Source organism: Pseudomonas sp. B34(2017) (genome assembly GCF_002112915.1).
GTDB lineage: Bacteria > Pseudomonadota > Gammaproteobacteria > Pseudomonadales > Pseudomonadaceae > Aquipseudomonas > Aquipseudomonas pharyngis.
On sequence record NZ_NEJA01000005.1, the window covers coordinates 541108 to 554730 of the forward strand.

A 13623-nucleotide genomic window follows, 5' to 3' on the forward strand; every position below is an offset into this window, starting at 1 on the left:
AGCCTGTTGATGCCGCAACGTCCCAACTTTCTGGTGATCCTGGCCGATGATCTCGGCTTCTCTGACATCGGCGCGTTCGGCGGCGAAATCGCCACGCCGAACCTCGATGCCCTGGCCAACAATGGCCTGCGCCTGACCGATTTTCACACCGCACCGACCTGTTCGCCGACCCGCTCGATGCTGCTCACCGGCACCGATCACCACATCGCCGGCATCGGCACCATGGCCGAAGCGCTGACTCCGGATTTGATCGGCAAACCGGGTTACGAAGGCTATCTCAATGACCGTGTCGTCGCGCTGCCGGAGTTGCTGCGCGAGGCCGGTTACCAGACCTTGATGAGCGGCAAATGGCACTTGGGCCTGACCGCCGAACTGGCGCCCCACGCCCGAGGCTTCGAGCGTTCGTTCTCGCTGCTACCCGGCGCGGCGAACCACTACGGATTCGAACCCACCTACGATGAACACACGCCCGGCCTGCTGAAATCCACCCCGGCGCTGTACATCGAAGACGACACGTTCATTGACGAATTGCCCAAGGATTTCTATTCCTCCGACGCCTTCGGCGACAAGCTGTTGCAGTACCTCAAGGAGCGCGATCAGAGCCGGCCGTTCTTCGCCTACCTGCCGTTTTCCGCACCGCACTGGCCGTTGCAGGCGCCCGCCGACATCGTCGAAAAATACCGTGGCCGCTACGACGCGGGCCCCGAAGTCTTGCGCCTCGAGCGTCTGGAAAAACTCAAGTCGCTGGGGCTGATCGAGCCGGATGTCGAACCGCATCCGCTGATCCAGCTGACCGCGCAATGGGACGCGCTGAGCGATGAACAAAAACGCATTTCCGCCCGGGCGATGGAAGTCTACGCCGCGATGGTCGAGCGCATGGACTGGAACATCGGCCGCGTCGTCGATTACCTGCGCCAGCAGGGCCAGCTCGACAACACCTTCATCCTGTTCATGTCCGACAACGGTGCCGAAGGTGCGCTGCTGGAAGCCTTTCCGAAATTCGGTCCGGAGCTGATGACGTATCTGAGCCAGCATTACGACAACAGCCTCGACAACATCGGCCGCGCCAATTCCTATGTCTGGTACGGGCCGAACTGGGCGCAGGTGGCGACCGCGCCGTCACGCCTGTTCAAGGCGTTCACCACCGAGGGCGGAATTCGCGTTCCGGCGCTGCTGCACTATCCGCAACTGCCGCTGAAGGGGCAGATCAGCCATGGTTTCGGCACGGTGATGGACATCACGCCGACCATCCTCGATCTGGCCGGCGTGCGCCACCCCGGCAAGCAATGGCACGGCAAACCGGTGGCGCCGTTGCGCGGGAAATCGTGGCTGGGCTTTTTGTCCGGCGAGACAGCGCAGGTGCATGACGAACACACCGTCACCGGCTGGGAATTGTTCGGGCGCCGGGCGATTCGGCAGGGACAGTGGAAGGCGGTGTGGATTCCCGGGCCGGTGGGGCCGGCGACCTGGCAGCTTTACGATCTCGGGAGTGATCCGGGGGAGATTCATGACCTGGCGTCGAGTCAGCCGCAAAGGCTTGAAGCGCTGATCGAGCATTGGCAGCGGTATGTGGAGGAGACCGGGGTGATTTTGAGTGAATCGCCGTTTCAGCCGGATTGAGGGGGCTGAAATATTGCCATCGCGAGCAGGCTCGCTCCCACATTGGATCGTATTCACAATTCAATTGTGGGAGCGAGCCTGCTCGCGATGAGAGCGTTGCAATCACCCATCAAGCCTGAGCTGTACGAGCCTCTTCGGCCGATACCTTCACTTGGCGTACAAACCTGTTCGCCCGCCCAAACGTCCCGAAATCATTAAACCGAACCCCCATCTCCCGCATCACCTTATGCGCCACCGGCACCGTCAGCTGGCGAATATAAAACGGCTCCTTCACCACAAAATGATGAATCCCGTGACTGCTGCCGAAGTTGAAGCAGAACGCCTGCAACGGCCACAGCCACCAAGGATTCAGCACCTGACATTGCTGCAACACATTGCCCGGTTCCACATCCCCGTAGTAATGCATGTTGGAGCTGATGAAGTGCAGGCAAAACGTGCGCAACACGTTCGGGCCAATGATCACCACGGCGGCGATATCGATCACCTGCATCACTGAAAGCGTGGTCGCCGACCATTCAATCGGCGAGCCCATCAACGAGGCGATCCCGTTGGCGGCATGGAACCCGAGAAACACATACCACGCGCCCCAATGTACTAGCGCCAACGGTGCGTACACCTTCAGCGTGCGCTTGATGATGCTGAACTTGTGCGTCCAGGTCTTGGCCCGCAGCATGCGGATGAACGCTGACATCACGTTGTCCCCGACCATCAGCAACCGCGCAAAACCCCAGGGTTCGCCGTTGGTGATTGCCCGTTCTTCCATGTCGGTTTCAGTGCCGGACACCTTGTGATGATTGAGGTGCAGATGGCGGCGAATCCACGGGTTGATCGTGCTCGGCCGCGCCAGCCACACCAGGCCCATCATCAGGTTGTGCGGCACCCGCTGTTTGCGGAAATACATGCTGTGGATCAGGTCGTGCTCAAGCTCATGGGTCAGCGAAGCGAAGAACGCGTTGAGCAACAGGCACGCCCACCACGCCAGGTGCCCGCTGATATACAGCGCCGCCGAACCGATCATTCCGGCCAGGGCAAAGGCGAGAATCCCGGCGCCGAGTGCATCCTGATGCTTGAGAATCGGGTAGCGCTCGCGCAGTTCCACGCCCTTGGCCAGCACCACTTCGCGAATATGCGCTGATCGCTGGGCAGCATTGTGTCGCTGGGGGCTTGCAGAAGTACGGTCCATGCTTCCATCCTCTGGTTATTGATGTTCGCATCCTGCCTCGCGCGGACTCCAAACGCGGTAGCCGAGAACGCCAACCTGTTGACCGGAAGCGCCAATCAGCATGAAGGAACCGACTTCTCTCGCCAGCTGGACCCGTGCCCTGCGCAAGCAACTCGACGCGCTGGGGCTGGACAGCACTGCCCTGTGTCAGCAGGCCGGGCTCGATCCGCAACTGATGGACGACCCGAACGCCCGCTATCCGTTGTCCGCCACCACGCGCCTGTGGGAAATCGCGGTGCAGGTCAGCGGCGATCCGGCAATCGGCTTGCGGGTGTCGCGGTTCGTCAGCCCCACGACCTTTCACGCACTGGGCTATGCGTTAGTGGCCAGCGGCAGCCTGCGGGAAGTGTTCGAGCGGATCGTGCGTTATCACCAGGTGGTCAGCGACGCGCTGGAACTGGAGCTGACCCGCACCGAGGACCGCTACCGCTTTCGCCTGAAAATCCCGGCCGGCAATCCGGCGCCCGCCTTCGAAGCCATCGACGCCTTTGCCGCCATCTACGTACGCACCTGCCGCAATCGCCTGGGCCGCGACTACGCGCCACTGGCGGTGTACCTGCGTCGCCCGGAACCGGTCGATGCGCATCAATGGCACAAGGTGTTCCGCTCGCCGGTGCACTTTTGCGCCGAAGAAGACCGGATCGAATTCGCCCTCACCGACTTCGACAGCCACCTCGACGACGCCAACCCGGAACTGGCCGAGCACAACGAAGCGGTGCTCAAACGCACCCTCGCCCAGCTCAAACCGCTGACCTGGGAGCGCAAGGTGCGCGACGCCATCGAAGAACAACTGCCCGAAGGCGAACCCAGCGCCGAACGCATCGCCCAGGCCCTGCACCTGAGCCTGCGCAGCCTGCAACGGCATCTGGCAGACGAGGGTTGTCGCTTCGACACCCTGCTGAATGAAAGCCGCGAAAACCTCGCGCTGCTGCACCTGCGCGATCCGCAATGCTCGCTGAGCGAGGTCAGTTACCTGTTGGGATTTGCCGACACCAGCAGCTTCAGCCGCGCGTTCAAACGCTGGACGGGGATGACGCCGGGGCAGTTTCGGGATCAGTTGCGCTGAGCGCAAATGGGTCGCTCAACCCTTGGTCAGACTGCGCTCAATCCCGGATTCCCACTGCTCGATCATTGCCGTACCTACCTCGGCGAACGCCTGATGGGTTCGGCAATGCTCAAGCATTTCCGCCATCGCCGTCTGCATGCCATGAACAACCTGCTGCAGTAGTTCATTGCACCGGCCTTCAGTGAGATTGCACGCCGTACGGCCGAAGCGCATCAGCGCCTTGTACTTGGGCCATGCCTTCGACCCGCCCAACAGCAAGGCCAGGCTGTCGTTCCTGATGTAAACCGATGTGGTGATGATGTCGTAAGCCGGGGCTAGCCGGATCGAAGCCTGCGCGCCGCAATGGTCATACAGCACACCGAAGTTCTTCAGATGCGCATCGCCGTTTTTCAGTCCCGCTGACAGCGCCACGATCTTGAAAAAAGCTTCCAGCGCCTGACTCAACAGCGCAGGAGAAACAAAGGCTTTGATCTGTCGGGCAGCGCCTTCGTAAGAACCATCGTATTTGGCTCTGGAAGGCCAGCCATTGAGTACGCAAAAGTCCTCGAAACCCAGATAGCCATGCTCAGTCAGGTCAAAACGCTCGACCACCAGAAACTTGCCCTGCTCACTCAATTCAAACTTTGGCACTTCAAGTCCGCTAAGCGCTGCGGCGCGCATACAGAAGTATTCGTTGGTCGCCAGCTCAGGAAACTCTTCGGGACGGAAGGCTTTGACCAGATGTGTGGAGCCTCGGTGAATCGGGTAAAGAGCGGCTGTCACACCATCGCGTACCAACACCTTAGGCTGCACGCCTGAAACACCGGAATACTGGCCATGTTTGTGCAACAGATTGTCAAACAAGCCATGAACGCCGTCATGTATCAAAAGATCGGACAATAACGTTTCGGGCTGATGATCTGTGACCGATTCGCAGGCTACTGCCAGCCGTCCTAGCTGACTTGAACCCACTATTGCCAGCAACGCAAAAGCATCGAAGTCACGAACTGCTTCGCCGAAGCGTCGAATCAATTCATCGCGCAATGCCCCTTCTGGCAAGTTCATCTCGAAAATCGGATGAACACCTCGCTCCCAGCCGTAGTTTTCCATCCGAGCTGACATCGTTAGCGAAACAGCATTCTCAGCGTTCACGCCCTCACAGTATCTGAACACGCTCTCCATGCCGGACTGCCCACGAACGAGTGTCCCTACGGAGCTATCAGCGACGGTGATTTCCAAACCCCGAATCAAATCAATCATGAGAATTCACCCTCCTCGGTGCATCAAGAGGGAAACCAAGCTCAAAAACTGTTCCCTTAACTTCACTACTCACCCGCACCCGCCCCCCATGCAACTGCATGATCGACTGCACGATTGCCAGTCCCAATCCGCCGGAGTCTCCTGGCTCCGCGCGGGACGGGTCGACGCGGTAGAAGCGGTCGAACAGTTTGCCCAGATGTTCATCCGCGATAACCGGGCCGTGGTTGTGGACCTGCAGCCAGCACAGGCCTGGCTCATCGCGTCGGCGCAGGCTGATGACCGAATCGGCGTCGGCATGGCGTACGGCGTTGGCCAACAGGTTGCCCAAGGCGCGTTGCAGCAGTTGCTGATCCGCCAGCAATTCTCCGCTGAACGTGTTTTCCAGACGGATTCCCCGGTCATCGGCCAGGGCTTCGAAGTAGTCGCATAACTCATCGCCGATTTCGTGCAACTTCAGCGTGCGCAGATCGAGTGCTCGCTCAGCCTGCTCGGCGCGAGCGAGAAACATCAGGTTCTCGGCCATGCGCTTGAGCCGTTCGAACTCTTCCATGTTCGACGCCAGCACTTCCTGATACTCGGTGCTGCTGCGCGGGTAATTCAGTGCCTGGCCGTTGCTCGCGAGCAAGGTGTGCAACGGCGTGCGGATTTCGTGGGCGAGGTCGGCGGAAAACTGTGAGAGGCGCTGGAAGCCGTCGTCCAGCCGCACCAGCATGCCGTTCAGCGCGTGCACCGGTTCCAGCAATTCCGCTGGCGTGCCGGCGGTAGGAACGCGTTGGTCGAGGCTGCGCAGGTCGATGCCGCGCAGCGCTTCACTCAGCTTGCGCAGAGGGCGCAAGCCTCGGCGCAACAGCACCAGACCCAAGGTGAAGGCAAGCAAGGCGCCAAGGCCGACGGCCAGATACAAGCGCAGGCGATAGCTGCCGAGCATCTGCTCGCGCTCGCTCAAGACCTTGCCGGCGATAACGGTCAGCGCTTCGCCGTTCGGCCCTTGGGCCTGACCTGACAGCAGGGCCAGCTCGACACCGTCCGCCGCCTGCCAGGTCAGCACATCACGGCGTTGCGGCGGCTGATCCCGGGGGATGGCCTGCACGGGCGGCAGTGCGCGCTGGCGAGGGTTGATCGTGATCACATTCGAGCCGTCCGCGCGTTGCACCAGCAGCAGACTGTCGAGGTTGCCCAGCATGTTCTGGTACAGCCGTGGCCGCGCCTGCAGGGCGTCGAGGCTGTCGCTGTCGGCGAGCAGCGCGCGCACCTGTTCCAGGCGACCGAGTAACGCCATGTCGTCGCGCCAGGCGATTTCCGAGGCCAGCGAGCGATACAGGAACACGCCAATCGCGCTGAGTACCAACGCACAGACAGCAGCGAACGCCAGGGCCAGGCGCCAGGCGATGGATCTAGCGCGCATCGTCGGGCGCTTCGAGTTGATAGCCGACCCCGCGCACGGTGTGGATCAGTTTGGGCATGTATGGATCATCGACTTTCGAACGCAGCCGACGCACCGCGACTTCGACCATGTTGGTATCGCTGTCGAAATTCAGGTTCCACACCTGCGAAGCGATCAGCGTGCGCGACAGCACTTCACCCTGACGGCTGGCGAGCAGATGCAGCAGGGCGAATTCCTTGTTGGTCAGGGCGATGCGCTGGCCGCCCCGGCTGACCCGGCGGCGCAGCACGTCGATTTCCAGGTCGGCGATGCTGTACGACTCGGCCTCGCGCATCGGCCCGCGCCGCAACAACGTGCGCACCCGCGCGAGCAATTCGGCGAAGGCGAACGGCTTGAGCAAATAGTCATCGGCCCCCAGTTCGAGGCCGCGCACGCGGTCTTCGATGGCGTCCTTCGCCGTCAGGAACAGCACCGGCGTGGCGCCGCGCTGGCGGATCAGCTGCAGCAGTTGCCAGCCGTTGAGGCCCGGCAGCATCACGTCGAGGATGATCAGGTCATATTCCTGCTGCTCAATAAAGTAGCGACCGTCGAGGCCATTCAGCGCCACGTCCACGGCAAAACCCGACTCACCCAGCCCTTTGGCGATGAAGTTCGCGGTTTTGGCTTCATCTTCTACGACCAGCAAACGCATGGCACACCTCGATTGATCAGAGACACAGGCTAGGCCCCTTCGGCGACGTTGCCCATTACAAACTTGTAATCCGACTGACGAGGTTTCGACGGGGACCGGCGGATAAGGTGGTGGCCTTCGCTTCAGGAGCCTGCCCATGACCGCTAAATACTTGATCGCCAGCCTGGCAATCAGCTTCGGCACTGCCGCAATCGCCGCGCCTGAGCTGCCCCATCACGCCGACCTCGATCTGAAAACCGCACGGCTGCTGGCCGACACAGCGCTGGAAACCTGCACCGGCACGGTGTCGGTGCTCGACCGTGGCGGCAACCTGTTGGTGACCTTGCGCGGCGACGGTATCGGCCCGCACAACACCGTCGCCAGCCAACGCAAGGCCTACACCGCGCTGTCGACGAAAACCCCGACCCGGTTGTTCGCCGAGCGCGCCCGCAGCAACCCGGAAACCGCCAACCTCAACACCCTCGATGAGTTGCTGTTGCTAGGCGGTGGCATCCCTCTGTTTGCCGGGAAAGAACTGGTCGGCGCCATGGGCGTGGCCGGTTCCGGCGGCGGCGAGCAGGACGAAAACTGCGCAATCAAGGCTGCCGACATCGTCGGCCTGTCCATCAACCGTACTTGACCCCAGGAGCATCACCATGACCCCACTGCGCATGACTTTCACCGCGCTTGGCCTGAGCGCTTTTTCGAGTCTGGCACTCGCCGCCGGCAACCCGCTGAGCGTACACGTACTCAATCTGGAAAACGGCCTGCCGTCGCCGGGCATCAACGTGACGCTGGAACGCCACGTGGGCCAGGACTGGCAGCCGCTGGCGCAGGGCACCACCAATGAACAGGGGCGGATCGCCGAACTGTTCCCGGCGAACAAACCGTTCGAAGCCGGTGAGTATCGGGTGGTGTTCAAGACCGGTGAGTACTTCGAGAAGACCAAGCACGAGACGTTTTTCCCGGAGATTCCGGTGATCTTTAAAGTGAAGCAGACGGATCAGCACTACCACATTCCGCTGCTGCTGAGCCCTTATGGCTTCTCCACTTATCGCGGTTCGTAAAAACAACATCGATCCAATGTGGGAGCGGGCAAGCCCGCTCCCACAGGGAAACCCGTGTTCTTCAGAGGGTCGCCAGCGCGCGCAGTCGCACAGCGTCGAGGATTTCGATCTCGCCATAACTCAAGCCGATAATCCCCTGCCCCTGCAACTCCTTGAGGATCTGGTTGGTGGTCTGCCGCGACAGCGACAGCATCGACGCCAACTGCTCCTGAGGCAGTTGCAGCACGCGGCGCGGCGGGTCCAGTTCGCCATAGCCCTCGGCGATCATCAGCAAGCGATGAGCCAGACGTGCCGGGGCCGGCAGCAGGCTCAGCTGTTCGAGGTTGATGAAGGTCAGGCGCAGCTTGTGGCTCATCAACAGAGCGAGATGCCGCCAATAAACAGGTTGCTCGTCGAGCAGTTTCAGCAGCGTGGCCTGGGGAATGTTCAGCAGCGTGCAGGGCCCGACCGCGTAGGCATCGTGGGTGCGGGGCTGGCCGTCGAACAGGCAGATTTCGCCGAACCAGTGCGGCGCCTCCACCAGACTCAGCAACGCCTCCTTGCCCTGCTCGCTGACCGCGCCGATGCGTACCGCGCCATCGAGCACCGCGTACAGCCCGCACGGCGCATCACCGCGCTTGAACAAGCGCTGCCCCGCCGCCAGCCGCCGCTCCCGGGCCGCCGCCAGCAGACTATCCTGAAAGGACGAGGGCAGATGACTGAACCATTGCCCGGTCAGCAGGCGCTCACGCCAGACCTTATCCATGCGTTCTCCGAAAGATTGTCGCCTGCCTGACAGAGCGAGCCGTGAACCCGGGGCATGATTCGATCACCCTACAGGAGGAACAACAATGAAAAGCCTCGTCGATCATTTGAGTCAATACGCCGCTTACCACCGTGACCCGCGCAACATCGCCAGCCACTTTATCGGGATTCCGCTGATTGTGGTGGCGGTGGCCGTGCTGTTGTCGCGGCCGGAATGGGCGGTGGGCGGATTGTGGATTTCCCCGGCGGTGATTACTGCCCTTGCGTCGGCGTGGTTTTACCTGCGCCTGGAACTGAAACTCGGGGTGTTGATGACCGTGTTGATGGGGCTGTCGGTCTGGGCCGGGCATGTATTGGCGCAGCAGAGCACCATGGTCTGGCTCAGCAGCGGTCTGGCGATGTTCGTGATCGGCTGGGTGATCCAGTTTGTCGGACACCATTACGAGGGGCGCAAACCGGCGTTCGTCGATGACGTGAGCGGACTGATTGTCGGGCCGCTGTTTGTGGTGGCCGAACTGGCGTTCATGCTCGGGATGCGGCATGAGCTGAAAGAGCAGATCGAGGCACGGGCAGGTGTGGTGCGGGTCAATCCGCATCGCGCGGCGGTCTGAACCACTGCCCGGCTCGCTCGTTCCCACGCTCTGCGTGGGAATGCATCCCGTGACGCTCCGCGTCACAGTGGACGCGGAGCGTCCATAGCGGCGTTCCCACGCAAAGCGTGGGAACGAGCGAGATCAAACGTTGGCGACTTTCTGCCAGACCTTCGGCTTGAAGAACAATGTCTCCCCTTTCGCCAACCCGGTCAGGCTGTCGTGGTCTTTCACCACTTCCGCCTCGATCAGATCAGCCTGGCCCTCAACCTTCAACGTCACCCGCGTGGTCGCACCCAGCGGCCGGATATCGCGGACTTCAGCGGCGTGGTGATCCTCCAGTTCATGCCGCGACAGCGACACTTCGTGCGGGCGGAACAGCACGTGATTGTCATCGCCCAGATGCAGACGGTTCGAGTCGCCGAGGAAGTGATAGACGAAATCGCTGGCCGGGTTTTCGTAGACGTCGCCCGGTGAGCCGATCTGCTCGATCACGCCCTTGTTCATCACCACGATGCGGTCGGCCACTTCCATCGCTTCTTCCTGATCGTGGGTGACGAACACCGAGGTCAGGTTGATGTCTTCGTGCAGGCGCGCCAGCCAGCGGCGCAGCTCTTTACGCACCTTGGCATCGAGGGCGCCGAACGGCTCATCGAGCAGCAGCACTTTCGGCTCTACCGCCAGGGCGCGGGCCAGGGCGATACGCTGACGCTGGCCGCCGGACAGTTGCTCCGGATAACGATCCGACAGCCAGTCCAGTTGCACCATATTCAGCAGCTCGTGGACCTTGGTCGCGATCTGGCTTTCGTTCGGGCGCTGGTTTTTCGGTTTCATGCGCAGGCCGAACGCGACGTTGTCGAACACGGTCATGTGGCGGAACAGGGCGTAGTGCTGGAACACGAAACCGACGTTGCGATCCCGCACGTCGTGGCCGGACACGTCCTCGCCGTGGAACACGATGTTGCCGTTATCCGGAGTTTCCAGACCGGCAATAATGCGCAGCAACGTGGTCTTGCCGCAGCCCGACGGGCCGAGCAGCGCTACCAGTTCACCGCTGTGGATGTCCAGGCTGATGTTGTCCAGCGCCTTGAACGCATTGAAATTCTTGCTGACGTTACGCACTTCGATCGACATGAATTATTCCTCCGCGGCGCTGGCGCGCAGGCGGTTGATACGGTTTTCGCTCCACTGCTTGAGCAGCAGGATGAAGAGCGCCAGGATCAGCAACAGGCTCGCCACGGCGAACGCGGCCACGTGGTTGTATTCGTTGTAGAGGATCTCGACGTGCAGCGGCAAGGTGTTGGTCACCCCGCGAATGTGCCCGGAGACCACCGACACCGCACCGAACTCACCCATGGCCCGCGCGGTACACAGCACCACGCCATAGATCAGGCCCCATTTGATGTTGGGGACGGTCACGTGCCAGAACATCTGCCAGCCGTTGGCGCCGAGCAGACGCGCGGCTTCCTCCTCCTGAGTGCCTTGTTCCTGCATCAGCGGGATCAGCTCACGGGCCACGAACGGCACAGTGACGAAGATCGTCGCCAGCACGATGCCCGGCAGGGCGAAGACGATCTGGATGTCGTGATCCTGCAGCCACGGCCCGAACAGGCCCTGGGCGCCGAACATCAACACGTAGACCAGACCGGCGATCACCGGTGATACCGAGAACGGCAGGTCGATCAGCGTCACCAGCATGCTCTTGCCGCGGAACGAGTACTTGCTCACGCACCACGCGGCGCTGACACCGAACACCAGGTTCAGCGGCACCGACACCAGCACCGCGATCACGGTGAGTTTCAGCGCCGACAAGGCATCCGGTTCAAAGATCGCAGTGAAGAATGCACCGAGGCCGTTCTTCAATCCCTGCGACACCACGATGAACAGCGGCAGCAGCAGAAACAGGAAGAAAATCAGCCAGCCGAGGCCGATCAGGATCCGCCGCGAAGTGGCGCTGCCACGGCGGGCGGCGTTGGCCGAGGAAGCGGCCGCAATAGACGATTGGGACATGGTTCGCGCCTCCTTATGGGGTTTCGATGCGCCGCTGCAGCAAGTTGATCAGCAGCAACAGGACGAAGGAAACCACCAGCATCAACACGCCGATGGAGGTAGCGCCGGTGTAATCGTACTGGTCGAGCTTGACCATGATCAGCAGCGGCAGGATCTCGGTTTTCATCGGCATGTTGCCGGCGATGAATATCACCGAACCGTACTCGCCGACGCCACGGGCGAACGCCAGGGCGAAACCGGTCAGCCAGGCCGGCAACAGCGCCGGCAGCAGAATGTGGCGGAACACCTGCAACGGCTTGGCACCGAGGCATGCGGCCGCTTCTTCGACTTCACGCGGGATGTCGGCCAGCACCGGCTGCACCGTGCGCACCACGAACGGCAAGGTCACGAAGGTCAGCGCCAAAGTAATCCCGAGCGGGGTGTAGGCGATCTTGAAACCGAGGTCGGCGGCGAACTGCCCGACCAGTCCGGTCGGGGTGTACAGCGCCGTCAGCGCAATACCGGCCACGGCGGTCGGCAGGGCGAACGGCAGATCGATCATCGCGTCGATGACCTTGCGCCCGGGGAACGTGTAGCGCACCAGCACCCAGGCCAGCAACGTGCCGATGATGCCGTTGATGATCGCGGCGCACAGCGCGGTGCCGAAGCTCAGCTTCAATGCGGCGAGCACGCGGGGCGCGGAGATGATCGTCCAGAACTGATCCCAGGTGAGTTGGGCGGCGTGGACGAACATCGCCGCCAGCGGGATTAGCACAATCAGGCTGAGGTACACCAAGGTGTAGCCCAGCGTCAGCCCGAAGCCGGGTATGACGGGGGAGATACGACGCGACATAAAAGTCCTTGGTTTGAGAACGCACAAAGCCCCGACGGTTAAATCGGGGCTCGTTTATGACCTATTTCAGATTACTGCGCCTGATAGATCTGGTCGAACACGCCACCGTCGTTGAAGAATTTCGGCTGTGCGGTTTTCCAGCCGCCGAAGTCCTTGTCGATGGTCACCAGCTCCAGTTTCGGGAACTGCTGGGCGTACTTGGCGGCCACGTCCTTGTCACGCGGGCGGTAGAAGTTCTTCGCCGCGATTTCCTGACCGGCCGGGCTGTACAGGTGCTTGAGGTAGGCTTCGGCGATCTGCTCGTTGCCCTTCTTCTCGGCGTTCTTGTCGACCACAGCCACCGGTGGTTCGGCGAGGATCGACAGCGAAGGCACGACGATGTCGAACTTGTCCTTGCCGCCGTCTTCTTTCAGCGCCAGGAAGGCTTCGTTTTCCCAGGCCAGCAACACGTCACCCTGACCGTTGTTGACGAAGGTGATGGTCGAGCCACGGGCGCCGGTGTCCAGAACCGGTACGTGTTTGAACAGGGTTTGTACGTATTCCTTGGCTTTGGCTTCGTTGCCGCCGTTGGCTTTCAGGCCGTAGGCCCACGCCGCGAGGAAGTTCCAGCGCGCACCGCCGGAGGTTTTCGGGTTCGGGGTGATCACCGAGACGTCATTCTTGATCAGATCGCCCCAGTCCTTGATGCCTTTCGGGTTGCCCTTGCGCACCAGGAACACGATGGTCGAGGTGTAAGGAGTGCTGGCGTCCGGCAGACGCTTCTGCCAGTCGGCCGGCAGGGTCTTGCCGAGCTTGGCGATTTCGTCGATGTCGCCGGCCAGGGCCAGGGTCACGACGTCGGCGCGCAGACCGTCGATCACCGCACGGCCCTGCTTACCCGAACCGCCGTGGGATTGCTGGATTTTCACAGTGTCGCCGGCGTGCTCCGACTGCCAGTACTTCACGAATTCGGCGTTGTAATCCTGATACAGCTCGCGCGTCGGGTCATACGACACGTTGAGCAGTTCGTAATCCTTGGCAACCGCGGAACCGGCAAACACAGCACTGGCCAGGGCGGCCAAAGCGTAACGGCGAATCGACGACATGGTGAAAGCTCCTGGAATTCTTGGTGGTGGCTTTTTCTTATGGATTGCGAAAATCGGGTTGCCTGTAAAGATCACCGCCTGCGCCCACTCTTGC

At 61.4% G+C, this 13623-nt stretch carries 14 protein-coding genes; 5 read left to right on the top strand and 9 right to left on the bottom strand.

Features of this window, described 5'->3' with window-relative positions; translation table 11 throughout:
• Positions 1 to 9 precede the first annotated feature (9 nt).
• Positions 10 to 1620, top strand: coding sequence for an arylsulfatase (locus tag CAF80_RS19030; protein WP_074689395.1), 1611 nt, complete (start codon positions 10 to 12; stop codon positions 1618 to 1620).
• Positions 1621 to 1729: 109 nt separating this feature from the next.
• Here the strand turns inward: CAF80_RS19030 and CAF80_RS19035 are convergent, their stop codons facing one another.
• A complete protein-coding gene (locus tag CAF80_RS19035; RefSeq protein WP_085667639.1) occupies positions 1730 to 2803 on the bottom strand; it encodes a fatty acid desaturase in 1074 nt (357 codons plus the stop codon).
• Between the two features lie 100 nt (positions 2804 to 2903).
• Here CAF80_RS19035 and CAF80_RS19040 point away from each other — a divergent pair, with 100 nt between their 5' ends.
• Positions 2904 to 3908: an AraC family transcriptional regulator gene (locus CAF80_RS19040; protein WP_085667638.1), complete on the top strand. Its 1005-nt coding sequence runs from the start codon at positions 2904 to 2906 to the stop codon at positions 3906 to 3908.
• A 15-nt stretch (positions 3909 to 3923) separates the two neighbouring features.
• Here CAF80_RS19040 and CAF80_RS19045 read toward each other — a convergent pair whose 3' ends face one another.
• From CAF80_RS19045 to CAF80_RS19055, 3 genes are read right to left on the bottom strand one after another with little or no spacing between them, the layout of a single operon-like run.
• Positions 3924 to 5147 carry a type II toxin-antitoxin system HipA family toxin gene (locus CAF80_RS19045; protein WP_085667637.1) on the bottom strand — a complete coding sequence of 408 codons (1224 nt, stop codon included), beginning with the start codon at positions 5145 to 5147 and terminating at the stop codon, positions 3924 to 3926.
• Positions 5140 to 6552: a heavy metal sensor histidine kinase gene (locus tag CAF80_RS19050; RefSeq protein ID WP_085667636.1), complete on the bottom strand. Its 1413-nt coding sequence runs from the start codon at positions 6550 to 6552 to the stop codon at positions 5140 to 5142. Before CAF80_RS19050 ends, CAF80_RS19045 begins: the two co-directional genes overlap by 8 nt.
• Positions 6542 to 7222: a heavy metal response regulator transcription factor gene (locus tag CAF80_RS19055; protein WP_039772967.1), complete on the bottom strand. Its 681-nt coding sequence runs from the start codon at positions 7220 to 7222 to the stop codon at positions 6542 to 6544. The genes CAF80_RS19050 and CAF80_RS19055 overlap by 11 nt, the downstream gene beginning before the upstream one ends.
• Positions 7223 to 7358: 136 nt before the next feature.
• Here CAF80_RS19055 and CAF80_RS19060 point away from each other — a divergent pair, with 136 nt between their 5' ends.
• Positions 7359 to 7841: a heme-binding protein gene (locus CAF80_RS19060; RefSeq protein ID WP_074689385.1), complete on the top strand. Its 483-nt coding sequence runs from the start codon at positions 7359 to 7361 to the stop codon at positions 7839 to 7841.
• Positions 7842 to 7857: 16 nt separating this feature from the next.
• A complete protein-coding gene (gene uraH, locus CAF80_RS19065) occupies positions 7858 to 8268 on the top strand; it encodes a hydroxyisourate hydrolase (RefSeq protein ID WP_074689383.1) in 411 nt (136 codons plus the stop codon).
• 61 nt (positions 8269 to 8329) lie between these two features.
• Here the strand turns inward: uraH and CAF80_RS19070 are convergent, their stop codons facing one another.
• Complete coding sequence (locus tag CAF80_RS19070; RefSeq protein WP_074689381.1) at positions 8330 to 9013, bottom strand: Crp/Fnr family transcriptional regulator; 684 nt, start codon at positions 9011 to 9013, stop codon at positions 8330 to 8332.
• An 85-nt stretch (positions 9014 to 9098) separates the two neighbouring features.
• On the opposite strand from CAF80_RS19070, the gene CAF80_RS19075 reads away from it, so the two are divergent.
• On the top strand, positions 9099 to 9623 hold the full coding sequence (locus CAF80_RS19075) for a DUF962 domain-containing protein (RefSeq protein WP_085667635.1): 525 nt from the start codon (positions 9099 to 9101) through the stop codon (positions 9621 to 9623).
• Between the two features lie 123 nt (positions 9624 to 9746).
• Here CAF80_RS19075 and CAF80_RS19080 read toward each other — a convergent pair whose 3' ends face one another.
• The 4 genes from CAF80_RS19080 to CAF80_RS19095 form a co-directional block, all read right to left on the bottom strand.
• Positions 9747 to 10736 (bottom strand): sulfate/molybdate ABC transporter ATP-binding protein, encoded by a 990-nt coding sequence (locus CAF80_RS19080; protein ID WP_074689378.1) that lies wholly within the window; start codon positions 10734 to 10736, stop codon positions 9747 to 9749.
• Between the two features lie 3 nt (positions 10737 to 10739).
• Positions 10740 to 11612: a sulfate ABC transporter permease subunit CysW gene (gene cysW, locus CAF80_RS19085; RefSeq protein WP_011331905.1), complete on the bottom strand. Its 873-nt coding sequence runs from the start codon at positions 11610 to 11612 to the stop codon at positions 10740 to 10742.
• A gap of 13 nt (positions 11613 to 11625) precedes the next feature.
• Entirely contained in the window at positions 11626 to 12444 is an 819-nt protein-coding gene (gene cysT / locus CAF80_RS19090) for a sulfate ABC transporter permease subunit CysT (RefSeq protein WP_007952818.1), read from the bottom strand.
• A gap of 71 nt (positions 12445 to 12515) precedes the next feature.
• On the bottom strand, positions 12516 to 13529 hold the full coding sequence (locus tag CAF80_RS19095) for a sulfate ABC transporter substrate-binding protein (RefSeq protein ID WP_011331904.1): 1014 nt from the start codon (positions 13527 to 13529) through the stop codon (positions 12516 to 12518).
• Positions 13530 to 13623 lie beyond the last annotated feature (94 nt).

Coding starts and splice junctions, on each gene's coding strand:
- CAF80_RS19030 (WP_074689395.1), top strand. CDS start 10: ATGCCGCAACGTCCCAACTTTCTGGTGATCCTGGCCGATGATCTCGGC.
- CAF80_RS19035 (WP_085667639.1), bottom strand. CDS start 2,803: ATGGACCGTACTTCTGCAAGCCCCCAGCGACACAATGCTGCCCAGCGA.
- CAF80_RS19040 (WP_085667638.1), top strand. CDS start 2,904: ATGAAGGAACCGACTTCTCTCGCCAGCTGGACCCGTGCCCTGCGCAAG.
- CAF80_RS19045 (WP_085667637.1), bottom strand. CDS start 5,147: ATGATTGATTTGATTCGGGGTTTGGAAATCACCGTCGCTGATAGCTCC.
- CAF80_RS19050 (WP_085667636.1), bottom strand. CDS start 6,552: ATGCGCGCTAGATCCATCGCCTGGCGCCTGGCCCTGGCGTTCGCTGCT.
- CAF80_RS19055 (WP_039772967.1), bottom strand. CDS start 7,222: ATGCGTTTGCTGGTCGTAGAAGATGAAGCCAAAACCGCGAACTTCATC.
- CAF80_RS19060 (WP_074689385.1), top strand. CDS start 7,359: ATGACCGCTAAATACTTGATCGCCAGCCTGGCAATCAGCTTCGGCACT.
- uraH (WP_074689383.1), top strand. CDS start 7,858: ATGACCCCACTGCGCATGACTTTCACCGCGCTTGGCCTGAGCGCTTTT.
- CAF80_RS19070 (WP_074689381.1), bottom strand. CDS start 9,013: ATGGATAAGGTCTGGCGTGAGCGCCTGCTGACCGGGCAATGGTTCAGT.
- CAF80_RS19075 (WP_085667635.1), top strand. CDS start 9,099: ATGAAAAGCCTCGTCGATCATTTGAGTCAATACGCCGCTTACCACCGT.
- CAF80_RS19080 (WP_074689378.1), bottom strand. CDS start 10,736: ATGTCGATCGAAGTGCGTAACGTCAGCAAGAATTTCAATGCGTTCAAG.
- cysW (WP_011331905.1), bottom strand. CDS start 11,612: ATGTCCCAATCGTCTATTGCGGCCGCTTCCTCGGCCAACGCCGCCCGC.
- cysT (WP_007952818.1), bottom strand. CDS start 12,444: ATGTCGCGTCGTATCTCCCCCGTCATACCCGGCTTCGGGCTGACGCTG.
- CAF80_RS19095 (WP_011331904.1), bottom strand. CDS start 13,529: ATGTCGTCGATTCGCCGTTACGCTTTGGCCGCCCTGGCCAGTGCTGTG.